The following is a 21,854-nucleotide window of genomic DNA, read 5'->3' as shown; positions in this document are numbered from 1 at the left end:
ACCGCCCCACCAGCGACGGTGACCGCCGCTACGGCATCACGAACCGCCCGACCGCACGGGGCTGGGAGATCGACGAGCCGCGCTTCGACACGCGGAACGCCGGCTACGAGAACGAGAAGCACCGCTTCGGCTACATCGTCGAGGTCGATCCCTTCGATCCGACCTCCACGCCCAAGAAGCACTCCGCGCTCGGACGCTTCAAGCACGAGGGCGCCAACGTCACCGTCGCCTCGGACGGCCGGGTGGTGGCGTACATGGGCGACGACGAGCGCTTCGACTACCTGTACAAGTTCGTCTCGAAGAACAAGGTCCAGCCCGGCACGAGCGCCGCTGCGCGCAAGGCCAACATGACGCTGCTGAGCGAGGGCTCGCTCTACGTCGCGCGCTTCCAGGGCAACTCCGTGGCCGAGATCAACGGCACCGGCACGCTGCCCTCCGACGGCGCGTTCGACGGCGTGGGCGAGTGGCTTCCGCTGCTCATCGACAACCGGTCCGTCGTTGCCGGCATGACGGCCGCCGAGGTCGCCGTCTTCACGCGCCTCGCCGCCGACAGGATGGGCGCCACGAAGATGGACCGCTGCGAGGACGTGGAGCCCAACCCGGCCACGGGCAAGGTCTATGTCGCCTGCACCAACAACACCAACCGCGGCGTCGGCTCGAACGCCCCCGCGGACGAGGCCAACCCCCGCACGCAGAACCGGGACGGCCACATCGTCGAGCTGTCGGAGGCGGGCGGCAACGCGTCCGGGACCCGGTTCACGTGGAACCTGCTCCTGGTCTGCGGCGATCCGGCCCGCAACCCGACCACCTACTTCGGGGGCTACCCGAAGGACAAGGTCTCGCCCATCTCCTGCCCGGACAACGTGGCCTTCGATTCCCAGGGCAACCTGTGGATCTCCACCGACGGCCAGCCCAGCACGGTGGGCTTCAACGACGGCCTGTTCAAGGTGGGCCTCGAGGGCGCCGAGCGGGGCCGCGTGCAGCAGTTCCTCGCGGTGCCGCGGGACGCCGAGACCTGCGGTCCGGTGATCCACGACCAGGACGGCAGCGTGTTCGTCGCTGTACAGCACCCCGGCGAGGACGGGAGCTGGGCGGCCCAGACCTCCTACTTCCCCGACTACGTACCGGCAGGTACCCGGCCGGGCAGGGGCGAGGCCGCCCTCCCGCGGCCGTCCGTGGTGCAGGTCTACCGGGCGTAGCCGCCTCACGAGCCTGCCGGGGTCCGGCGGGCTGATCGCACGTACCGGATCCCGTCCTGGGGGAGGGATCCGGTGCGTGCCGGGGATGGAAGGATGGATGCGTGACTGATCCAGCTGCATCCCCTCCGGTCCCTCTCGATTCCGCCGCATCCGCTGCCCGGGCCGTCCAGGCCCTCGTCGCCGGAGGCGTCACCGACGTCGTCGTCGCTCCCGGTTCCCGCAGCGCGCCCCTCGCCTACGCCCTCGCGGAGGCGGGAGCCGCCGGCCTGGTCCGGCTGCACGTCCGCATCGACGAGCGGTCGGCGGCCTTCACCGCGCTGGGCCTCGCACTCGGCGGGCAGCGCCCCGCGGCCGTGGTGACGACGTCGGGCACGGCGGTGGGGGAGCTGCTGCCGGCCGTGATGGAGGCGAACCACGCGGCGGTGCCCCTCGTGGTGGTCTCGGCCGACCGGCCCGGCGAGCTGCGCGGGACCGGTGCCAACCAGACCACGGTGCAGCCGGGCCTGTTCGGCGTGCACGTCCGGGCGGGCCTCGACGTCCCCGCCGGCGAGGACCCGTCCGTCCTGGTCCGGGAGGCGCTCGCTGCCGCCACCGGCGGGCCCGCGCACGGCGTGCCCACGCAGCCGCCGGGACCGGTGCACCTCAATCTGGCCTACCGTGATCCGCTGGTACCGGACGGCGCCGGCCGTCCCGTCGAGCCGGCGGTCCCCGAGGACCGGCCTGCCGTGATCGGCGACGCACCCCCCGCGTCCGCGTCGGACACATCGGATCCGTCCGCGGCATCGACGCCTGCCGCCGGGAGCACCACGGTCGTCGTGGCGGGACACGGCGCGGGAGAACTGGCCGCGGTGTTCGCTGCCCATCTGGACCTGCCGCTGCTGGCGGAACCGTCGTCGAACGCCCGCTTCGGCAGCAGCGCGATCGCCCCGTACCGCCTCCTGCTCGAACATCTCGGCCCGGCCATCACACGCGTGGTGACCTTCGGCCGCCCCACCCTGTCCCGTCCGGTGACCGCGCTGCTGGCACGGCCCGATGTCGAGCACGCCCTGTACCTGCCCGCGCCCGTCTCCTGGTTCGAGGAGGGCCGACGCACCGAGCGCATCATCGACAACCTCCCGGAGCTGCTGGAGTTCGCGGGCCGCGGCGACGACGGCTGGCTGCGCTCGTGGCGCGAGGCGGGGGCGACGGCCGAGGCCGGGATCCAGTCGCTGCTCGCCGACGAACCCCGCATCACGGGCCTGCACCTCGCCGACGCGGTGTGGGAGCACACGGACGGGAACCTCGTGCTCGGCTCCTCCAACCCCATCCGTGACATGGACCTCGTCGCCGCCACCGACTGGCACCCGCTCGAGGTCTTCGCCAACCGCGGGCTGGCGGGGATCGACGGCACCGTCTCGACCGCCACCGGGGTGGCGCTCGCCGCCGGCATCCCCACGCGCGTGCTCATGGGCGATCTGACGTTCCTGCACGACGTCGGCGGACTCCTCCTCGGCGACGGTGAACCGCAACCGGACCTGCACATCGTGGTCCTCAACGACGGCGGCGGGGGGATCTTCGGCCTGCTCGAGCACGGTGCGGAATCGACGACAGCCCGCTACGGTGCCGCCGTCGAACGGCTGTTCGGCACCCCGCACACCGTGGACCTCGCAGCGATCGCTGCCGCCTACGGACTGCGGTACGAGCGCGCGACGACGCTGGACGAGCTGGATACGGCGATGGAGCAGCCCATCCGGGGCCGCTCCATCCTCGAGGTCCGGACCGAGCGGGCGACGCTCCGGGACCTCCATGCGCGCATCCGCCATGTGGTGGCGGACGGATTCCTCTAGCTACAGCACCTTCGAGAGGAACAGCTTCGTCCGCTCGTGCTGCGGGTTCCCGAGGACGTCCTCGGGCTTGCCCTGCTCGACGACGACGCCGCCGTCCATGAACACCACGCGGTCGCCGACCTCCCGGGCGAAGCCCATCTCGTGCGTGACCACCATCATGGTCATGCCCTCCTTGGCGAGCTGCTTCATGACCTCGAGCACGTCGCCGACGAGCTCGGGGTCGAGGGCACTGGTCGGCTCGTCGAACAGCATCATGTCCGGGTCCATGGAGAGCGCGCGTGCAATCGCGACACGCTGCTGCTGGCCGCCCGAGAGCTGCGAGGGGAAGGCGTCCGCCTTCTCCGCGAGACCCACCTTGGCGAGGTTCCTGCGGGCGATCTCCGTGGCCTCGGTCTTGCCCCGCTTCTTCGCCCGCTGCTGCGCGAGGGTCAGGTTCTTCAGGACGGTGAGGTGCGGGAACAGGTTGAACTGCTGGAACACCATGCCGATGCGCGTCCGCACGTCGTCCAGGTCCGTCTCGCTGTCCGTGATGTCCACGCCCTCCACCATGACGGTGCCGCTGGTGGGCTCCTCGAGGCGGTTGACGCAGCGCAGCAACGTGGACTTGCCGGAGCCCGAGGGCCCGATCACGCAGACCACCTCGCCCTGGTCCACGTGGAAGTCGATGCCCTTGAGCACCTCGTTGCTGCCGAAGGTCTTGCAGAGTGCCCGGACCTCGATCGCGGGGACGGCTGCGGCCGATCCGCGGGATGCGGCACCCGATGCTGGCTGGCTCACCGGAATCACCGGCCTCTCTTGTTGTGTCGTTCGAGCTTCGCGACCAGCTGGGTCAGCGGCAGCGTGATGACGAGGTACATCAGTGCGGCCACCACGAGCGGCGTCGCGTTCGCCTGGCTGGTGAGGGCGTCACGCGAGAACGTGGTCAGTTCGCGGTCGCCGATGGCCATGCCCGCGATGAACAGCAGCGACGTGTCCTTGATGAGGATCACGAGTTCGTTGGTCAGCGGGGGAGTGATGATGCGGAAGGCCTGCGGGAGGACGACGGTCACCATGGTCCACGCGGAGTTCATGCCGAGCGAGCGCGCGGCCTCGACCTGCCCCTTGGGCACCGCCTCGATGCCCGCTCGGATGGTCTCCGCGATGTAGGCGGAGGAGACGATGATGAGGGCGATCAGGCCCGCGCCCGCATTGCCGCCCGGAGGGCGCCACTGCAGGGCGATCGGGACGGCATAGGCGAAGCCGAAGATCACGAGCAGGGCCGGGAGGCCACGGAAGAGCTCGATGTAGGCGGTCGCGAGCCAGCGGTAGGGCAGGACCGGCGAGAGCTTCATGAGCGCCAGGAGCAGGCCGAGCAGCATCCCGCCGACGAAGGCGATCACCGTGTAGACGACCGTGTTCTTCGCCGCGATCGTGACGATCTCGGGGAACGTGTCCCGGGCGACCTCGACGTTGAGGAAGTTGGTCTGGATCCTGCTCCAGTCGGCCGAGAGGACGACGAACAGGACGGCGGCGGCGAAGACCGCGTAGAGGACGCCTCGCGTGAGGCGCCGGCGTGTCGATCGTTTCACGCGGGGTATTACCTTCCGTCGGGAGGTGGCGCCCGAGCGGCGCCGGAGTCTGCACTGCCGGCGCCGCTCGGGTAGGGGTGTCCTACTCCGCGAAGTAGGAGTCGTAGATTTCCTGGTACCGGCCGCTGTCGCGCAGGGCCGTCAGCTGCTCGTTGACGGCTGCGACGAGTTCCTCGCTGCCTTCCTTCGACATGATGAAGCCGTACTGCTCGTCGGTGGGCAGTTCCTCGGCGATGGTGAAGGCGCCTTCCTCCGTGTGCCCGAGGTTGACCGGGAGGTCCTGCAGGAGCGCGTCGACGTTGCCCGCCTGGATCGCGGCGTACATCTCGGCGTCGGACGGGAACTGGACGAGCTCGGCCTCGGGTGCCTTCTCGGCGGCGTAGGTCGCACCCGTGGTGCCCTGCTGGACGCCGACCTGCTTGCCGGCGAGGTCCTCGATCGAGGCAATGTCCGAGCCCTCGGGGACGAGGATCGACTGCAGGGAGTCGTAGTACGGGTCCGAGAACGCGAGGTTCGCCTTGCGCTCCTCCGTGATGGTGACGGCGCTCGCGCCGATGTCGCACTGGCCCGCCGCGAGGACGGCCCCGCTCTGCAGTCCGTCGAAGCCGACGTCCTGCACGGCGAGCTCGAGGTCCATGCCCGAGGCGATCTCCTTCATGAGGTCCATGTCGAAGCCGGTGTACTCGCCGTTCTCCTCGAACTCGAAGGGCGGGTAGGGGATGTCCGAGCAGACGGTCAGCGAGCCTTCGGCGACGAGATTCAGGCCGCTGTCCTCTCCGGAGCCGGACGCGGCGTCGTCGGAACCTCCGCCACACGCGCTGAGCGCGAGGGCGCCGGCGGCCAGGGCGGCCAGCATTGCGGATTTCTTGGAAAGCATGGGTACCTCACTTGAACGGACGGGATGGAGCGGAAAAGGTCCTGCTGATTCTAACGAGCGAAGAGAGATGTGCATCACAGGCTACAGGTATTGCTTATTGGTAACCAAGGGCTGGACTCAGCGGGCCAGCCCGAGCGCCTGGATCATGGGCCGGAACTTGCTCCAGGTCTCCGCCAGTTCCGCCTCGGGCTGCGAGCCCTCGACAATGCCGCAGCCGGCGTACAGCCGCACGCGCGTCGGCGTCTCGACGACCGCGCCACGCAGGGCGATGCCCCACTCGCCATTGCCGCCGGCGTCGATCCAGCCCACCGGCCCGGCGTAGGGGCCGCGCTGCAGGTGCTCGAGTTCACGGATCAGGGCGCCCGCGACGGTGGTCGGGGTGCCGCAGACGGCGGCGGTCGGGTGGAGGGCCTGGACGAGGGCCAGCGACGTGGGGATCTCACCGGCGGCGTCGGGGGCGAGCTGCGCCGTGACGTCCGACGCGAGATGCCACACGTTCGGCAGCTGGAGGACGAACGGTTCGCTGTGCGACGTCATGGAACTCGTGAAGGGCTCGAGCGTCTCGGTGAGCGAGTCGATCGCGATCTGGTGCTCGTGGAGCTGCTTCTCGGACCCGGCCAGCACCCGCGTGGGGTAGTCGGGGTCGCCCTCGGGAGCGTTGGCGCGGTCGAGGGTGCCGGCGAGGACGCGGGCCCGGGCGGTGTTGTCCTCGACCTTGATGAGCATCTCCGGCGTCGAGCCGATCAGGCCGTCGACCGCGTAGGTCCAGCAGTCCTCGTACCGGACGGCGAGTTCGCGCAGCACCTGCGCGGTGGCCACGGGCGTCTCGAGGTCCGCGACGACGTCGCGTGCGAGGACGAGCTTGCTCAGTTCGCCGGACTGCACGTGCTTCACGCCCTCCGCGACGGCGAGCTTGTACTGCTCCTCGCTGAGGACGCCGGGGCCGAGCCTGTCACCGGGGCTGGGGGAGCGGTCGGCGTCGGGCTCGACGAGGTAGGCGGCGAGGGCGGCCTCGGCCGCCTCGGCGGTCAGGTCGGCCTCGGCGTCGTCGGTGATGAACGTCAGCCAGCTCCGGCCCTCGCTGCAGCCGACCACCACCTCGGGGACGATCAGGCGCGATTCGTGCGGCGAGGTCTTGGAGAAGGCGAAGGACCCGAACGCGATGAGGCCGGACCCGGGGACGCCGAGCTCGTTCACGACCTCCGCGCCCGCGAGCTCGCGTCGCCACCACTCCTGGGCCTGCGTGAAGCGGTCAGGGCCCGTGACGGTGAACCTCGCGGTCTCGCCGTAGCCCACGAGCCCGCCACCTCGCCGGATCCAGGTGTGGGCGTCGTTCCGGACCACGTACTCGAGGAGGCCCGACTGGGGGTCCATGTCGGCGCGTCCCACCGTGATGCTGCGGAGCCCGCGGGACTGTCCGGGCGCAGGCGTCAGCGCGGTGAGGGACGGAGTGCTCATGATGCTCCAAGCGTACTCCGCGGTCCTGCGGCGTATCCGTGCGGCATCGTGAGCTTGGGCACGTGCGCCCCGACAGCGCCGCCATGGTCCGGTACCGATTAGGCGCCGGGTGTTTGTTTGAGACAATGAGCAGGTGAATCGTGCATCGCTGGAGAAGCGTCCTGACGAAGTAGCAGCCATGTTCGACGACGTGGCGCCCAAGTACGACGTCGTCAACGACGTCCTCTCGATGGGACAGACGCGCCGCTGGCGCCGGATCGTCGTGGATGCCGTGGGCGCCGAACCCGGTCAGCGCGTCCTCGACCTCGCCGCCGGTACCGGCACGTCCAGCGAACCGTACGCGGACGCCGGGATCGACGTCGTCGCCTGCGACTTCTCGCTCGGCATGCTGAAGGTCGGCAAGCGCCGGCGGCCGGACATCGACTTCGTCGCCGGTGACGCCACCGACCTGCCGTTCGCGGACAACTCCTTCGACGCGTCCACCATCTCCTTCGGGCTCCGCAACGTGAACGAGCCGAAGAAGGCCCTCGCGGAGATGCTGCGGGTCACGAAGCCGGGCGGCCGGCTGGTCATCGCCGAGTTCTCCTCGCCCACCGTCGCGCTGTGGCGCACCACCTACACCGAGTACCTGATGCGGGCGCTGCCGGCGATCGCGCGGAAGGTCAGCTCGAACCCCGACGCCTACGTCTACCTCGCGGAATCCATCCGCGCCTGGCCGAACCAGGACGAGCTCGCAGCCTGGATCGGCGAGAGCGGCTGGAACGACGTCGAATACCGCAACCTCAACGGCGGGATCGTCGCCGTCCACCGCGCCACCAAGGCGCCGGCGGCACCGGGCGAGGAACCGCTCCTGCCGGGGCAGGTCCGCCTGCGCCGGATCTCGGCGGCCGTCTAGGTGTCCGTCCTCATCGTCGGTGCCGGTCCGGCCGGTTCCACCGCGGCCTACTACCTCGCGAGCGCCGGGATCGAGGTCACGGTTCTCGAGAAGACCTGGTTCCCCCGCGAGAAGGTGTGCGGCGACGGCCTGACGCCCCGCGCCACACGGGAACTGCAGCTCCTCGGCCTGCCGCACGACGAGAGCGAGGGGTGGCGCCGCAACAAGGGCCTGCGCCTCATCGCGGGCAAGCGGACCGTCGAGGTGCCCTGGCCCGCGCTGAGCGACTTCCCCGACTACGGCCTGGTCCGCACGCGCCTCGGCTTCGACGAGGCCCTCGCGCAGCACGCCCGGTCCGCGGGCGCCACGATCCTCGAGGGCCATTCGGTGACCTCGGCGCAGCGCGACGAGGCCGGGCGCGTCACCGGGGTGACCGCCAACCTCCTGGACGCCGACGGACGCAAGACCGGCGAGACGCGCACCTTCACGGCCGACGTCGTCCTCGCGGCGGACGGCAACTCCACCCGCACCGCCGTCAGCCTCGGTCTGCAGAAGCGCGACGACCGGCCGCTCGGCGTCGCCGTGCGCACCTACTTCACCAGTCCCCGCACGAACGACGACTGGATGGAGGGCTGGCTCGAGCTGCCGGACGCCACCGGAAAGCCCCTGCCGGGGTACGGGTGGGTCTTCGGCGTCGGCGACGGGACCTCCAACGTGGGCCTCGGCATCCTCAACTCCTCCGCGGAGTTCGGCAAGCTGGACTACAAGCAGGTCCTCCGAGACTGGACCGCCGGGATGCCGTCGGAGTGGGGTTTCACACCCGAGAACCAGGTCGGGGAGATCCGCGGAGCCGCGCTGCCCATGGGCTTCAACCGGACGCCGCACTACAGCCCCGGGCTGCTGCTCCTCGGCGACGCCGGCGGCATGGTGTCACCCTTCAACGGCGAGGGGATCTCCTACGCGATGGAGTCGGCACGGTACGCCGCCGAGTTCATCGAGCGGGCGCAGGGTGTCGCCTCGCCGCTCGGACGCGACCAGGTCCTGTCCGGGTACGCGCCGTACGTGCGGGAGCAGTGGGGCAGCCACTTCACGCTCGGCCGCATCTTCGCGCAGCTCATCGGCAAGCCCGCCATCCTGTCCCTCGCCCTGCGGACCGGTATGCCCGTGCCGGTGCTCATGCGGTTCGTGGTGCGCATGCTGGCGAACCTGACGGACGCCGGCGGTCGGGGCTTCGAGGATCGCGTCATCCACCTGCTCGAGTCGCTCGTGCCCCCCACCTCCAACCAGCCGTCCCTGACGGGCCACCTGCGTGCGCAAAGCGCCGCCCCACTTGGTTAGTCTTAGACCGTGACACAATCCTTCAACTCCGGGTGGACCAGCGTGGGTCTGAACAGCGCGCTGGATACCGCGGACATCCCGGAAGACGCCGATGCCCTGCGTCTGCCTCCCGGCTTCGCCCTCATCGCCGAGGACCCGGAGCTGGGGCCGTCCGTCTCGTCCTGCCTCGCGGAGGTCGAGAAGCAGCTGCGCGGTGCGATCGCCAATTCCGATCCCCTCGCCGACGCCACCAGCCGTCACCTCGTCGAGGCCGGCGGGAAGCGCATCCGCCCCCTGCTCACCATCCTCGCCTCCCACCTCGGCAACCCGGCGCGCACGAAGGTGGTCCAGGCGGCCGTCGTCGTCGAGCTGACGCACCTCGCCACGCTGTACCACGACGACGTCATGGATTCCGCGCCGTACCGGCGTGGAGCGCCCACCGCCCACGAGGTGTGGGGCAACTCCGTCGCCATCCTGACCGGCGACCTCATCTTCGCCCGCGCCTCGATCCTGGTCTCAGAACTCGGCGGCGAGGCCCTCGGGATCCAGGCCCGTACCTTCGAGCGGCTCTGCCTCGGCCAGCTGCACGAGACCGTGGGACCGAGCGACGGCCAGGACGACCTCGAGCACTACCTCTCGGTCATCGCGGACAAGACCGGTTCCCTCGTGGCGGCCTCCGGGCAGCTCGGCGCCCTCTTCGCGGACACCCCGCCGGAGGTCGTGGACATCATGGTCTCCTACGGTGAGAAGGTGGGCGTCGCGTTCCAGCTCGCCGACGACGTCATCGACGTCACGGGCCTGAAGGTTAAGTCCGGCAAGGCCCCCGGCACCGACCTCCGCGAGGGCGTCCCCACCCTGCCCGTCATCCTGCTGCGCCGTGCCGCAGCCGCCGGCGACTCCTCGGCGGCCGACGTCGTCGCGCTCGTCGACAGCGACCTCTCCTCCGATGAGGCCCTCGCCGAGGCCGTCGCCGCCGTCCGCTCGCACCCGCAGACGCAGGAGGCCTGGGCCGTGGCCCAGCAGTGGGCCGACGACGCCGTCGCGGCCCTCGACCCGCTCCCGGACAGCGTCGTGAAGCAGGCCCTCGCGAGCTTCGCGCAGGCCGTCGTCAGCCGGGACGTCTAGCGCCGCCGTCGCGCCTGCGTTTCCGCGGCTTCATGCACGGCTTTCCCGCGGGAGTGTCCCTGATAGTCGGCGTGTCCCGAGACGACACGCGGTCGCCCTGGTGAAACGCGTGCACGACGCCGCATCCTCCCGTGCCGCCGCACCCCGCGGCCCGTCCACATAGCGGAGGGCCCACCGTCGATCACGGGCGGCAGCCTCTTGGGTTGGTCCATGACGATCGAGCAGATTCTCGCGGTATCGGGTGGTGTGGCCTCCACGGGTGCCCTGCTGGACCGCGGAGTGGGGGAGCGGGCGATCGAACGCTCCATCGGCGACGGCAGGATTCTCCGCGTTCGACGGGGTGTCCTGGCGCTTCCCGACGCCCCGCCGGAGTTCATCCGGGCGGTGGGTGCGGGAGCACGGCTCACATGTGTCTCCGCAGCGGTCCACTACGGGCTGTGGCGCGTCCGGCCCGCGATCGGCGTGCACGTCAGCCGGCCGACCCGCTCAGCTGACGGCTGCATCAACCATCGGGTCGTCACCGTTCCTCCGCACTCCCGGCTGCCACTCGTCGGTCTCGCCGATGTGCTGGTGCATGTGCTGCAGTGCCGGCCTGCCGACGAGTCGGTCCCGATGGTCGAGTGCGCTCTCCGACGCGGTGACACCGTGGCGGCGTTCCTCGAGTCCCGGCTGACTGGAAGGCGCAACGGCAGGGCGCGCGCTGCCCTGGCGTCGGTGGACCTCACCGGCGAGTCCGCGATCGAGGTGGTGGCGCGACTCCTGCTGCGCGGCGCCGGTCTCGAGGTTCGCTCGCAGGTCCGGATAGCGGGCGTGGGGCGGGTCGACTTCCTGGTCGAGGAGTGCCTCGTCGTGGAGATCGACGGAGCGGCGTTCCATTCGGACCGCCAGGCACTCCGGCGCGACCGCAAAAGGAACAACATGACGGTGATCGGCGGGTATATCGTGCTGCGTTTCTGCTACGAGGACGTCATGTTCCAGCCGGACGATGTCCTCGCGATGGTCTTCACGGCGCTCGGACGCCGTCCCGTCCGCTGATGTGGATGGCTGGGTGCGGCCTCGTGCACGGCTTTCGTGGGCGGATGACTCCGATAAGCGGCGTGTCGCCGTAGGACACGCTCTTGTTGCTCAGAAGCCGTGCACGAAGCCGCAGCAGGGCGTGAAGCGGAGCCGGCGGGCGCTATCTCGCCGGGAGGAAGGACCTCAGCTCGTCGGCCTTCCGCGCCCTGATCTCAGGGTCCACGATGGGCCGCTTCGGGGTGAAGTAGAAGCCGTCGTCGTGCCAGCGGGGCAGGACGTGCTGGTGGTAGTGCCACACGTGCTGGCTGCCGGCGGGCTCGTTGTGCTGCCGCGTCGAGACGCCGTCGGGCGCCCACGCCAGTTTGATGGCGATCGCGATGTCGCGGGTCAGCGTCATGATGCGGGCGGCGACGTCGTCGGGCAGTTCGTAGAGCAGCTCGACGTGCTCGCGTGGCGTGATGAGCACGTGCCCCGGGTTCGGCTCGAAGCCGTGCGATGCGATGAACGCGAGCACGAGGTCGTCGGAGTAGACGACGTCACCCGGTCGGCACAGGTTCCCCGGGTTGCTGAAGTCCTCCCGCGCGAGGTCGCAGAACGGGCACCGGTACCCGTCGGGGGCGTGGTGGGCGAACTCCATCAGTCCTCCCCGTCCTCCTCGAAGACCCACTCGAACAGGTCGAGGACGTACTCGCTGAACGTGCCCTCCTCGCTCTGCCACTCGCCGCGGGCGTTGTTGCGGCGCCAGACGATCGGATCGGGGACGTCCAGCTGGTCGGCCCTCATCCCCCAGGTGTACTGCTCGTCCTCGTCCTCGAGGAACAGGAGGAAGCCGTCCTCGATCTCGAGCTCGTCGGGGTCCCAGAAGAAGTGGAACGCCTCCATGATGTCCTCGGTGGCTCCGACGGCGCGGTAGAACTCGTGCAGGGCGAGGGGGAGTTCGAAGTCCTTGCCCGCGAGCATCTCGGCGAGCTCGTCCTCGGACAGGCCGTCCTCCTCGACCCACTCGCCCTCGAAGTACTGAGGCACCAGGGCGCGGAATCGATCGGAAAAGAGCTCAGTCACAAGTACTCCAGGAGTGGTGGCGGGGGATTCCCCCATCCTAGCCGCCGCGTCCGGCGCCGGGGCTACCTGCGGATGCCGGAGGTACGTGCCGCGAGCGGCGCGTGCCAGCCGTAGCGCCAGGCGAGGACGCGCAGAGAGAACACGAGCGACGCTGCCAGCATGCCCGTGACGAGCGTGAAGGTGTCCGTCAGGTACAGCACGGTGACGACGACGGCGCCGAGCATCGCGGGCAGCGCGTAGATGTCCCGGGGGTCGAAGAGCTGCGGGATCTCGTTGGCGACGACGTCGCGCAGCAGGCCGCCGCCCACGGCCGTCGTGACGCCCAGCAGGACGGCGGAGACCGGGTTGAGGCCGACGTCGAGGGCCTTGATGGTGCCGGTGATGCAGAACAGGGCGAGGCCCGCGGCATCGAAGAGGACGAGGACGCGCTTGACCCGCTCCACGCCGGAGAACACGAAGTAGACGAGCACGGTGGCCAGCAGGGGAGGCACGAGGTAGGCGGGATTGTTGAACGCCGCCGGCGGGACGTCGATGATGAGGTCCCGTGCCACGCCGCCGCCCAGCGACGCGAGCGACGCGAGCAGGAGGGAGCCCACGAGGTCGAAGCCCTTCCGCGCGGCCAGCAGGCTGCCGGACACGGCGAAGAAGAACACGCCGAGGAGGTCGGCGGCGAGGGCGATGTGTGCAGCGGTATCCATCTCTTCCTTCGGCGGGCCGGAACGGCGTCGGGCGGATCGGTGGGACAAAGGACGCCAACCGGGGCATTCCGGCCCCGACCAGCATGACAGAGGCGGCGCGGTCCGCGGGGGCCGCACTAGGCTGGGGCCATGACGAGCGGATATGCGGCCGGCACGGACACCGTCGAACCGAGCGCGCACGACGGCTCGCGGGCCATGCGCGTCGCGTGCCGGCTGATCGGCCTGCTGCCCACCAAGAGGAACCTGACCGGGACGGACTGGGTCAACGGGAAGTACCCGGGCCGGACCTACCCGTCGGCGGCGGCCATCCCGTGGACGTTCAAGCAGACCCACACGATCCAGGAGAAGCGGATCGACGGCGTGCGCACGATCACCGTCCGGCCGCTCCTCGGCGCCACGCGGTCGCACATCATCTATACGCACGGCGGGATCTACCTCAACGAGTTCGGGCGGCCGCACTGGTGGATCATCGCCGAGCTGACCAGGCGCACGGGTGCTGCCGTGACCATCCCCCTCTACCGCCTGGCTCCGGAGAGCACCTACCGCGAGGCCTTCCCCTACCTGGTGTCCGTCTACCGGGAGGTCCTGCGGACAGCGGGTCCGGAGGACGTCACGCTGATGGGGGACTCGGCCGGCGGCGGGCTCGCCATCGCCCAGCCGTGGGCCTTCCGCGACGCCGGGCTGCCTGCACCCGGGCGCGTCGCCGTGTTCGCGCCCTGGCTCGATGTCACGGGCACGAATCCCACGATCCCGAAGTACGAGGCCGTCGACCCGATGCTCTCGGTCGCGGGCCCCGTGCAGGCCGGCCTCTGGTGGGCCGGAGGCGACGACCCGAGGACGCCCCTGGTCAGCCCCGCCTGCGCACCCGATGACCTGCTGGCCGCGGTGCCGCCCACGCGGATCTACCAGGGCACCCGCGATGTGTGCATGGCGGACGCGACGGTTTTCCGGGACCGGGCCGTCTCAGCCGGCGCCGACGTCACCATGAGGATCTACCCGGGCGGGTTCCACGTCTTCCCGGCGGCACCGCGCCTGCCGGAGTCACGGGAGGTCTACGCGGACCTCGCGGCGTTCCTCGGCCGACCGCCACTGCCGTGACCCGTGACCGGCGGGCTCGGCCGGCCGTCACTGCCGTGACCCCTGGCCGGCGGGCTCGGCCGGCCGTTACTACCCTGACCGGTTGCCGCTGGCTCGTCTGGCCGTTACTACCGTGACCTGTGCTCGTCTGGCCGTTACTACCGTGACCTGTGCTCGGTGGGCGCAGCCGTGACCCGAAACCGGCGGGAAGCGTGACCCGGAGCGGCGAAATCCAGGACCGGAGCCGCGGACACCAGGACCGGAGGGTCAGTGCCCTTCGCCGGCATCCCTGGACAGGACCCACACGTTCGAGTCGCCCTGCCGCTCGACCGTGACCGTCGTGACGAGTGCCCGGATCATCGAGAGACCGCGACCTGATTCGTCGTAGTCCTCCAGCAGCGCGTCGTCGGGGAGGGCGGTCAGGTCGGGCCCCTCGAGGTCGGGCACGGGGTCCAGGGGAGCTGCCCCGATCTCGCTGATGACGGCCCGCAGGTACCCGGAGGCCACCGTGAGCTCGACGCCGAGGAGGAGTTCGGAGCCCTGCGCAGCGACGCCGTGGCGGACGACGTTGCTCGCGGCCTCGATCACGGCGGTGCTGAAGGCCATCTGGTCCATGGCCGGCACGAACGCCGCGTCGTGCCACAGCTGGTCGAGCACACCGTGCAGGTCCTCGATCGCCTGTTCGACCGCGGGTTCCTCGAGGGTCCGCCGGGCGAGGATGTCAGTCATTCGGGAAGGCTTCGTCGGGCGTGCCGTGCGGTGTCAGGACCCGGTGCATGCTGGTGAGCTCGAGCACCATGGTGACCTGGGGCTGGACCGCGGCGATCCGCAGGTCGCCGCCGGACTGCCGGGCCAGCTTGAGGCAGCCGATGAGGGCGCCGAGCCCCGAGGAGTCCATGAAACTGGTCTCCGCGAGGTTCACCACGATGCGCTTGCCACCCGCGGCCACGACGTCGTTGATGACCTCGCGCAGCTTGGGGGCGGCCACCATGTTCAGGCGGCCACTGGCTGCCACCTCGGTGTAGCGTCCCTTGTCCTGGGTGGTGAATTCCATCTGTGTGTCCTCTTCCTCTACCTGTCCGTGGGTGTGTGGTCGTGCGTGTGGTTCGCGTCAGTCCTGCGTGCGCCGGAGCACGACGACGGTGACGTCGTCGGCCACCTCGGGCACGTCGGCCATGTCGAGCAGGACGGCGCAGGCGGCCTCCGCGCTGGGCGCCGCCGTGATGACGCCGGCCACGGCCTCGGTGAACTGCTCGACCGTCTCGTAGATGTCGAGCAGGCCGTCGCTGACGATGGCCAGGGAGTCGCCGGGGCCGAGCTTCACCGTGTCCGCTGCCCAGACCTGGTCCGGCCATGCCCCCACCGGCGGTCCCGCCGACTTCAACCGGGTCACGCCACCGTCTGCCGTGACATGCAGTGCCAGTCCGTGGCCGGCATCCACATAGCCGACGACGCCGGTAGCGGCGTCGAGGCGCCCGTGGAAGAGCGTGACGAAGGAGTTCGTCTGCTCCAGGTCGGCCTCGGTGGCGCGCGCCGCCGTCGCGAACGCGGTCTCGATGCTCGGCTGGGGGGCCACCGACCGCATAATGGCGCGCACGGTCGCCGCGACGAGGGCGGCTCCCATGCCCTTGCCCATCGCGTCGGCGACCGTGAGGTGCAGCCCGTCCGGGGTGCCGTACCAGTCGTAGAAGTCGCCGCCCACGCTGCGGGACGGCCGGAAGCGTCCCGCCAGTTCGTAGTCGCGGACCCACAGGTTGTCGCGGGGGAGGAGGTTCTGCTGGACCTCGGCGGCGCGCTGGCGCTCATCGGCGTTGGCGACGTCGGCGGCTGCCTGCCGGCTCTGGCGGCGGAACAGCGAGTTGATGCGTGCCACGAGTTCGCGCGGGCTGAAGGGTTTGCTGATGTAGTCGTCGGCACCGGTCTCGAGTCCGGTCAGGCGCTCGATCTCGTCCGTGCGTGCCGTGATCATGAGGATGTAGGCGTCGGAGAAGGTGCGGACCTCCCGGCAGATCTCCACGCCGTCGCCATCGGGCAGGTTCAGGTCGAGGGTGATCAGGTCCGCGCCGGCGCGCGCCTTCTCCAGCCCGTCGCTCGCCGTCCCGGCTTCCGTCACCTCGAAGCCCTCGCGCTTCAGGATCTGCACGAGCAGGCCCCGGATGTCGACGTCGTCCTCAACGACCAGTGCTCGGCGTTTCTCGGGGGCGACAGTCATGATCCTCATTAAACGCTACGCCGGGCGATGCTCGGCGCCCCTACAGCAGCTTCGCCACGATCACCGGTTTGGTGCGTCGAACTTGAGGTGATCTTGAGGAGCGCAGGCGGATTCCGCACCTTCAATCACCGGGCGGTCGCGCTAGTCTGTGGAAGCCGGCGCGCCGATGCCGCCAGCACCGTCATGCAGCGACGGATTGGCTCGACGACGGAGGGGGGATCGGTCAGCATGGACAGGGTGCTCTCCTACCTGACGCTCAACACCAGGCAGTTCCACGAACTGACCCTGCGGATGCGCGTCGTCCTCAGCCAGCTGCCGCTCTCCCTCACGGTGCTGCTCATCCTCGTCGGCGGGGCACTGTTCCACCGTGATCTCTTCTCGAGCGGGTCCTTCCTCCTCGGCGCAGGGCTGCAGGCAGTACTCCTGGCGCTGTGCGTCGTCGTCCCCTGGGACCGCCTGCCGCACGCCAGTTTTCTGGTCATCCCGCTGCTCGATTTCATCCCCATCGGACTCATGCGCCATGGCGCGGGGACCATGATCACCGGCGTCGGGCTGCTCGCCGTCTTCCCCGTCATCTGGCTGGCGGCCTCGGGGCTCTTCCCGCGTGCCGCCCTGGCCGTGGGGTTCCTCGGCTCGCTCGCGATCGTGTGGGCACCCGTCTTCGGAACCGACGCCGCCGTCACCTCGCAGTCCCTCACACAGTCCATCCTCCTCCCGTTCATCATGCTCGCGATCGGCGTGACCATACGGGTCATGACCGCCAGCATGATGGCGCAGCAGCAGGTCGTCGAGGAGAAGGACCAGGCCCTGCAGATGCTCCTCGAGGAGAGCGCGCGCCGGGAGCGGCTGCTGGAGACCGTGGTCAACAGCGTGGACATCGGACTGATCGCCGTCGACGAGACCGGGCGGCCGATGCTGACCAACCGCAAGCTCGAGCAGTTCCGCGCCCTCGCAGGAGGTACGCGGAACACCGCGGAAGGGGACCTCCGGATCTTCCAGCACGACGGCCAGTCGGTCATGCCCGAGGCACGGAGGCCGACCCGGCGAGCCGCCGAGGGGCAGGTCTTCTCCGACTACCTCCTGTGGTGGGGCGAGCGGCCGGACCAGAGGGTGCTCTCGACGTCGTCGCGCCTGATGACGAACCAGGCGGGCGCGCGTGAAGGATCCGTCGTAACATTCAACGACGTCACGGAACTCGTGACCGCGCTCAACGCGAAGGACGAGTTCGTGGCCACGGTGTCCCATGAACTGCGGACCCCCCTCACCGCGATCCGCGGCTATCTCGAACTGCTGACCGGCATGCCCGACCTGCAGCCCGAGGTCGCATCCGGCCTCGAGGTGGTGTCCCGCAACTCCGAGCGGCTGCACAAGCTCGTGGTGGATCTGCTCTCCACGGCCGAGGGGACCCCGGAGATCACACCGGTCCCCACCGATTTCTCCGAACTGGTCCTGCAGCGCGTGGCGTCCGCCAGGGAACGCTCGACGAACCCCCTCATGCGCTTCGAGGACCGCACCGAGCCCGGCCTCCTGGCGCTGTGCGATGCCCCGCGCATCGGCCAGGTGCTCGACAACCTGCTCTCCAACGCCGTCAAGTACTCACCGGACGGCGGGCGTGTGACGGTCAGTGCCGCGGAGGTCGACGGCGAGGTGGAGTGCAGCGTGACGGATCAGGGCAGCGGCATGTCGGCGGAGGAGCTGAAGGGCGTCTTCTCGAAGTTCTTCCGGACCTCGGCGGCCCGCAATGCCGCCATCCCCGGCGTCGGGCTGGGGCTCGCCATCTCCAAGGCCATCGTGGAGCGCCATGGGGGCACCATCAGCTGCCGCAGTGTCGAGGGCGAGGGCTCCACCTTCACCTTCCGGCTCCCGCTGGCCCGCGCTGACCAGGACCAGCAGCTGCAGCCGCAGCAGCTCTAGCGCCGCGAGGCGCTGCGGGAAGGATCAGGCCGGGCCGAGATCGACGGTGACTGTCGTGCCGCCGCCGGGCGTCTCCGTGAGGCTGATCGAACCGTCGTGGGCGGCCGCGATCCGCGCGCAGGTCGCGAGGCCGATGCCGCTGCCCGCTGGGTCGCCCTCCCGCTGGAGCCGCACGAGCGGTTCCAGGACCCGGTGCCGGTCCGCGGGGTCGATGCCCTTGCCGTGGTCGATGATGCGGAGCACCTGGGTCTGGCCGACGTCCGCGACGACCTCGATGCGGGGAGGAGTCCCTGGGGTCGAGTACTTGATCGCGTTCGAGACCAGGTTCTGCAGGAGGGCGGTGACCTGCGCCTGGTCCACCTCGAGTTGGGCGTCCCGGACGGTCACGACGGCGTCGCAGGCACTGCTGAGCGGCAGCACGTCCTGCAGCACGGCGTTCATCATCGTGTTCAGGCGGACCTTCCGGCGGCTGATCGAGCCGCCGATGCGGGAGAACTCGAGAACCTCCTCCACCGTCGAGAGCATCCGGCTGGCACTGCCCCGGATGATGCTGAAGTAGCGGGCCGCCGGCCCCGAGGTCTCGACGTCGTCGTCCTGCTCGCTGAGCTCGGTGTAGCCGAGGATCGCCGTCAGCGGGTTCTTCAGGTCGTGGCTGACCCGGGCTGCGAAGCCGGCGAGGTCCTCGTTGCTGCGACGGACCACCTCGAGGGCCTCGACGAGCTGGCGGGTCTTGAACTGCAGTTCGAGGACCTCGACCACCTGCCGGGCGAGGATCTCGAGGCCCTCCCGTTGCTCGGCGTCGAAGCCGAGGATCTCGGGGGAGAAGACGCAGAGCGTCCCGAGGGCGTACCCGCTCTCCGCCACGAGGGGGACGGACGCGTAGGACCGCACGAGGGCGATCCCACCGTTCACGAAGGGGTTGTCGGCGAAGCGGGGATCGCGTGACGCGTCCGGGACCGCCGTGATGGCGCCGGAGCGGAAGACCTTCGAGCACATCGAGTCCTCGCGGGAGCACACGGCAGCATCCACCCCGACGGCCGCGATCTGGTGCTGCTGGTCGGCCGTGATGATGTTGATGACGCCCGCGTGCATCCCGCTGACGCGGACGGCGAGCTTCACCAGGTTGAGGAGTTCCGTGGGCGTCTGGTAGTCGAACGCCTCCACCGGAGTGCCGTCGGCCTCCCCGTAGGGCAGGCGGTACTCCTGCAGGATCGCCTGTCGGGCCAACTCCTGCAGGTCCAACTCGTCGGCGTGAAGAAGCGACATGAATACCCCCGAAGAACTGTGAGACCGGTATCTGGTGATCCAACTATCGCATGCGGGGGTGCGGCCCACGTGGTAGGTGCGGAGCGGCCGGAGTGGCCGGGGACCACACGGGGCGCTGTCCGGCGGGCCCGCCGTCCCGCCTCAGCCGAGTGCGCGCACCCGGAGGGCGAGGTAGAGGTGGACGCGGTCCGCCGTGACCGCAGGGTCGTACCCCGTCAACGCCACCACCTGCTGCAGCCGGTACCGGATGGTGTTGCGGTGCAGGTCGAGGTCGGCTGCGACGGCGGCCACGGACCCGTCGAGGTCCAGGTACCGCTGCAGCGTCGCCAGCAGGCCGGCGCCGTGCGCCTCGTCGAAGGCCTCGAGTGGGTTCAGGGTCTCGGCCGCGAGATCGGCGAGCGGAACGTCAGCACTCGCCATGAGGAGGGACGTCAGGCTCAGGCGGTCGGCGAGGTTCAGCGCCTGCCCCCGCTGGAGTGCCTCCCGGGCCTCGAAATAGCTCCAGCGCAGTCCGTTCGGCTGGGCGTACGCCCCTCCCACGCCGATGCGCGAGGTGAGCCCGGCGCCATGCAGGTACTGGCTGAGCTGCGCCGGCTCCGGTGCGGCGGTGGCCGGCAGCACGAGGACGAGGCGGTCCTCGACCAGGGCGGAGGAGACGCCGTCCCAGCCGTCGGGCAGCGGCAGCGTGCGCAGGGCCCGGCGCTGGCCGGAGGCGACGTCGACGATCAGGACGCTGTGCCTGAGCGCGGTGTCGATACCCGAGCTCGCAAGCCTCGCGGCGGCCTCCGGACCCGCGAGGCTTCCCCGCACCACGTCCTCGAGCAGTTGCCCGGCGGCCGTCCGGGCTCCTGTGCGGTTCCGCCCCTGGTTCGTGAGTTCCACCGAGATGAGGCTCTGCGCGTAGTCGACGACCGCCGCCCGGGTGTACGGTTCCGCGATGGCGAGTGTGCAGCGGTCCTTCAGCCCCGTGGCGATGGGCAGCCGATGCCAGGACGTCGGTTCATCGCGGACGCGCCGCGGACCGGCGGCCCCGGCGATGCGTGCACCGTACTGGAAGAGGGCGACGTCGGTGCCCAGCATCCTCGCGAGTTCGGCGAGGAGCGCGCCGAGACCTCCGGCGCCGAGGAGGGCGGACGCGAGGACGGCGTGTCCCTCGAGGAGGTCCTCGAGGCCTGCGTAGTGATCGGCGGAGAGGGCGTCCGCCACCCTCTTCCCGATGGCGATGAAGGGGACCTCGTACGGGACCCGGAAGGCCGGGAGTCCGACGTCGTCCGCCTCGGACAGGAGGGCCGCCGGGATCCTCCGGTGCGTCAGTCCCACGCCGAATCCGATGGCCAGCGCCCCCGCCTCGTGCGCCCGGCGGACGAAGGCACGCTGGGCCGCGCCGGTCTTGAGGCGGACACCCGTCGTGAGGATCACCTCGGCGCCGCTGAGGAATGGGCGCGGATCCTCCAGCTCGGTCACCGCGACCCACTGGATCGGCTGGGCCGGCGGCTCGGAGCGGCCCTCCGCCACGAGGCCGAGGGCCGGGTCGGACAGCAGGTCGGGAAGCGTGATGGCCATGGTTCAAGCCTAGGCCCTACTGTGCTCCTGCACGGCACTTCCCGGTCCGTGCTGTGCAGATATCCGTGGCAGGGGTTACCCCGTCCCGGTACCGTCGATTCGATACCCGTGGCCGGACCTACCCGGACGCCGCGGACACCCCCTCGTGAAAGGCACTGCAGCGTGGCTGAGACCCTTCAGAACTACATCGACGGCGCGTTCGTGACGCCCGCCGGAACCGAACTCCTGGACATCGTCAACCCGACCAACGGCGAGGTCGTGGCGCAGTCGCCCGTCTCCTCCTCCGCGGACGTCGACGCCGCCATGCAGGCTGCTGCCCGCGCCTTCACCACGTGGAAGCGCACCACGCCGAGCCAGCGCCAGCTCCTGCTGCTCAAGCTCGCCGACGCCGTCGAGGCCGCGAGCGACGAACTCGTCGAGGCCCAGCACCGCAACACGGGCCAGGTGCGCGAGATGATCGCCGCCGAGGAGGTCGCGGTCGGCGCCGACCAGTTGCGCTTCTTCGCGGGTGCTGCGCGCATCCTCGAGGGCAAGTCCGCGGGCGAGTACCTCGAGGGCCACACCTCCTACGTCCGCCGGGAACCCATCGGCGTCGTCGCTCAGGTCGCCCCCTGGAACTACCCGTTCCTGATGGCCATCTGGAAGATCGGGCCCGCCCTCGCCGCCGGCAACACGGTCGTGCTCAAGCCGAGCGACACCACCCCCGAGTCCACCCTCGTGCTGGCACGCCTCACGCAGGGGATCCTGCCCGACGGCGTCCTGAACGTGGTCCTCGGTACCGGTGAGACCGGTGCGGCCATG

Annotated in this window: 21 protein-coding genes; 9 read left to right on the top strand and 12 right to left on the bottom strand. The window is 70.1% G+C overall.

Going from position 1 to position 21,854, the window contains the following annotated elements:
* On the top strand, positions 1-1,199 hold a 1,199-nt coding region (locus CVO76_RS09830), incomplete at its 5' end, for a PhoX family protein (RefSeq protein ID WP_208739117.1).
* A 101-nt stretch (positions 1,200-1,300) separates the two neighbouring features.
* A complete protein-coding gene (gene menD, locus CVO76_RS09825; RefSeq protein WP_208739116.1) occupies positions 1,301-3,025 on the top strand; it encodes a 2-succinyl-5-enolpyruvyl-6-hydroxy-3-cyclohexene-1-carboxylic-acid synthase in 1,725 nt (574 codons plus the stop codon).
* Here the strand turns inward: menD and CVO76_RS09820 are convergent, their stop codons facing one another.
* From CVO76_RS09820 to CVO76_RS09805, 4 genes are all read right to left on the bottom strand, one after another.
* The gene (locus tag CVO76_RS09820) at positions 3,026-3,802 is read right to left on the bottom strand and encodes an amino acid ABC transporter ATP-binding protein (protein ID WP_133081094.1); all 777 of its coding nucleotides are present in this window, start codon (positions 3,800-3,802) and stop codon (positions 3,026-3,028) included.
* Between the two features lie 5 nt (positions 3,803-3,807).
* On the bottom strand, positions 3,808-4,593 hold the full coding sequence (locus tag CVO76_RS09815) for an amino acid ABC transporter permease (protein ID WP_133081093.1): 786 nt from the start codon (positions 4,591-4,593) through the stop codon (positions 3,808-3,810).
* Positions 4,594-4,675: 82 nt separating this feature from the next.
* The gene (locus CVO76_RS09810) at positions 4,676-5,470 is read right to left on the bottom strand and encodes a transporter substrate-binding domain-containing protein (protein WP_208739115.1); all 795 of its coding nucleotides are present in this window, start codon (positions 5,468-5,470) and stop codon (positions 4,676-4,678) included.
* Between the two features lie 117 nt (positions 5,471-5,587).
* On the bottom strand, positions 5,588-6,928 hold the full coding sequence (locus CVO76_RS09805; RefSeq protein WP_133081091.1) for an isochorismate synthase: 1,341 nt from the start codon (positions 6,926-6,928) through the stop codon (positions 5,588-5,590).
* A 133-nt stretch (positions 6,929-7,061) separates the two neighbouring features.
* Between CVO76_RS09805 and CVO76_RS09800 the strand changes: the two genes are divergently transcribed.
* The 4 genes from CVO76_RS09800 to CVO76_RS09785 all read left to right on the top strand — a co-directional run bounded on the left by CVO76_RS09800 (position 7,062) and on the right by CVO76_RS09785 (position 11,279).
* Positions 7,062-7,823, top strand: coding sequence for a demethylmenaquinone methyltransferase (locus CVO76_RS09800; protein ID WP_133081090.1), 762 nt, complete (start codon positions 7,062-7,064; stop codon positions 7,821-7,823).
* Positions 7,824-9,140 carry a geranylgeranyl reductase family protein gene (locus tag CVO76_RS09795; protein WP_208739114.1) on the top strand — a complete coding sequence of 439 codons (1,317 nt, stop codon included), beginning with the start codon at positions 7,824-7,826 and terminating at the stop codon, positions 9,138-9,140.
* A 9-nt stretch (positions 9,141-9,149) separates the two neighbouring features.
* The gene (locus tag CVO76_RS09790; RefSeq protein ID WP_208739113.1) at positions 9,150-10,244 is read left to right on the top strand and encodes a polyprenyl synthetase family protein; all 1,095 of its coding nucleotides are present in this window, start codon (positions 9,150-9,152) and stop codon (positions 10,242-10,244) included.
* A 210-nt stretch (positions 10,245-10,454) separates the two neighbouring features.
* The gene (locus tag CVO76_RS09785; protein ID WP_208739112.1) at positions 10,455-11,279 is read left to right on the top strand and encodes an endonuclease domain-containing protein; all 825 of its coding nucleotides are present in this window, start codon (positions 10,455-10,457) and stop codon (positions 11,277-11,279) included.
* 142 nt (positions 11,280-11,421) lie between these two features.
* Here the strand turns inward: CVO76_RS09785 and CVO76_RS09780 are convergent, their stop codons facing one another.
* From CVO76_RS09780 to CVO76_RS09770, 3 genes are all read right to left on the bottom strand, one after another.
* Entirely contained in the window at positions 11,422-11,898 is a 477-nt protein-coding gene (locus CVO76_RS09780) for an HIT family protein (RefSeq protein ID WP_208739111.1), read from the bottom strand.
* Entirely contained in the window at positions 11,898-12,323 is a 426-nt protein-coding gene (locus CVO76_RS09775; protein ID WP_133081085.1) for a hypothetical protein, read from the bottom strand. The genes CVO76_RS09780 and CVO76_RS09775 overlap by 1 nt, the downstream gene beginning before the upstream one ends.
* Before the next feature lie 62 nt (positions 12,324-12,385).
* Positions 12,386-13,021, bottom strand: coding sequence for a trimeric intracellular cation channel family protein (locus tag CVO76_RS09770; RefSeq protein WP_208739110.1), 636 nt, complete (start codon positions 13,019-13,021; stop codon positions 12,386-12,388).
* Positions 13,022-13,150: 129 nt separating this feature from the next.
* Between CVO76_RS09770 and CVO76_RS09765 the strand changes: the two genes are divergently transcribed.
* Complete coding sequence (locus tag CVO76_RS09765) at positions 13,151-14,119, top strand: alpha/beta hydrolase (RefSeq protein WP_208739109.1); 969 nt, start codon at positions 13,151-13,153, stop codon at positions 14,117-14,119.
* A 246-nt stretch (positions 14,120-14,365) separates the two neighbouring features.
* Here CVO76_RS09765 and CVO76_RS09760 read toward each other — a convergent pair whose 3' ends face one another.
* Genes CVO76_RS09760 through CVO76_RS09750 form a run of 3 tightly spaced genes read right to left on the bottom strand, consistent with a single transcriptional unit; the run spans position 14,366 to position 16,310 of the window.
* Positions 14,366-14,827 carry an ATP-binding protein gene (locus tag CVO76_RS09760; RefSeq protein ID WP_208739108.1) on the bottom strand — a complete coding sequence of 154 codons (462 nt, stop codon included), beginning with the start codon at positions 14,825-14,827 and terminating at the stop codon, positions 14,366-14,368.
* Positions 14,820-15,152 carry an STAS domain-containing protein gene (locus CVO76_RS09755; RefSeq protein WP_133081081.1) on the bottom strand — a complete coding sequence of 111 codons (333 nt, stop codon included), beginning with the start codon at positions 15,150-15,152 and terminating at the stop codon, positions 14,820-14,822. The genes CVO76_RS09760 and CVO76_RS09755 overlap by 8 nt, the downstream gene beginning before the upstream one ends.
* A gap of 57 nt (positions 15,153-15,209) precedes the next feature.
* Positions 15,210-16,310, bottom strand: coding sequence for a SpoIIE family protein phosphatase (locus CVO76_RS09750; protein ID WP_133081080.1), 1,101 nt, complete (start codon positions 16,308-16,310; stop codon positions 15,210-15,212).
* 228 nt (positions 16,311-16,538) lie between these two features.
* On the opposite strand from CVO76_RS09750, the gene CVO76_RS09745 reads away from it, so the two are divergent.
* Entirely contained in the window at positions 16,539-18,224 is a 1,686-nt protein-coding gene (locus CVO76_RS09745) for a sensor histidine kinase (RefSeq protein WP_208739107.1), read from the top strand.
* 24 nt (positions 18,225-18,248) lie between these two features.
* Here CVO76_RS09745 and CVO76_RS09740 read toward each other — a convergent pair whose 3' ends face one another.
* Together CVO76_RS09740 and CVO76_RS09735 are read right to left on the bottom strand one after the other, a co-directional pair.
* Positions 18,249-19,490 (bottom strand): sensor histidine kinase, encoded by a 1,242-nt coding sequence (locus CVO76_RS09740; protein WP_133081078.1) that lies wholly within the window; start codon positions 19,488-19,490, stop codon positions 18,249-18,251.
* 141 nt (positions 19,491-19,631) lie between these two features.
* Positions 19,632-21,053, bottom strand: a complete 1,422-nt coding sequence (locus tag CVO76_RS09735) for a PucR family transcriptional regulator (RefSeq protein WP_133081077.1) — start codon at positions 21,051-21,053, stop codon at positions 19,632-19,634.
* Positions 21,054-21,215: 162 nt separating this feature from the next.
* Here CVO76_RS09735 and CVO76_RS09730 point away from each other — a divergent pair.
* The coding region (locus CVO76_RS09730) for an aldehyde dehydrogenase family protein (protein ID WP_244185858.1) at positions 21,216-21,854 on the top strand (639 nt) is incomplete at its 3' end.

The organism is Arthrobacter agilis (assembly GCF_002953615.1).
In the GTDB taxonomy this organism is placed as follows: domain Bacteria; phylum Actinomycetota; class Actinomycetes; order Actinomycetales; family Micrococcaceae; genus Arthrobacter_D; species Arthrobacter_D agilis_B.
This window is presented reverse-complemented; position numbering and strand designations above follow the sequence as displayed.

Coding starts and splice junctions, on each gene's coding strand:
- CVO76_RS09755 (WP_133081081.1), bottom strand. CDS start 15,152: ATGGAATTCACCACCCAGGACAAGGGACGCTACACCGAGGTGGCAGCC.
- CVO76_RS09735 (WP_133081077.1), bottom strand. CDS start 21,053: ATGGCCATCACGCTTCCCGACCTGCTGTCCGACCCGGCCCTCGGCCTC.
- CVO76_RS09805 (WP_133081091.1), bottom strand. CDS start 6,928: ATGAGCACTCCGTCCCTCACCGCGCTGACGCCTGCGCCCGGACAGTCC.
- CVO76_RS09810 (WP_208739115.1), bottom strand. CDS start 5,470: ATGCTTTCCAAGAAATCCGCAATGCTGGCCGCCCTGGCCGCCGGCGCC.
- CVO76_RS09740 (WP_133081078.1), bottom strand. CDS start 19,490: ATGTCGCTTCTTCACGCCGACGAGTTGGACCTGCAGGAGTTGGCCCGA.
- CVO76_RS09750 (WP_133081080.1), bottom strand. CDS start 16,310: ATGACTGTCGCCCCCGAGAAACGCCGAGCACTGGTCGTTGAGGACGAC.
- CVO76_RS09765 (WP_208739109.1), top strand. CDS start 13,151: ATGACGAGCGGATATGCGGCCGGCACGGACACCGTCGAACCGAGCGCG.
- CVO76_RS09785 (WP_208739112.1), top strand. CDS start 10,455: ATGACGATCGAGCAGATTCTCGCGGTATCGGGTGGTGTGGCCTCCACG.
- CVO76_RS09745 (WP_208739107.1), top strand. CDS start 16,539: ATGGACAGGGTGCTCTCCTACCTGACGCTCAACACCAGGCAGTTCCAC.
- CVO76_RS09770 (WP_208739110.1), bottom strand. CDS start 13,021: ATGGATACCGCTGCACACATCGCCCTCGCCGCCGACCTCCTCGGCGTG.
- CVO76_RS09760 (WP_208739108.1), bottom strand. CDS start 14,827: ATGACTGACATCCTCGCCCGGCGGACCCTCGAGGAACCCGCGGTCGAA.
- CVO76_RS09780 (WP_208739111.1), bottom strand. CDS start 11,898: ATGGAGTTCGCCCACCACGCCCCCGACGGGTACCGGTGCCCGTTCTGC.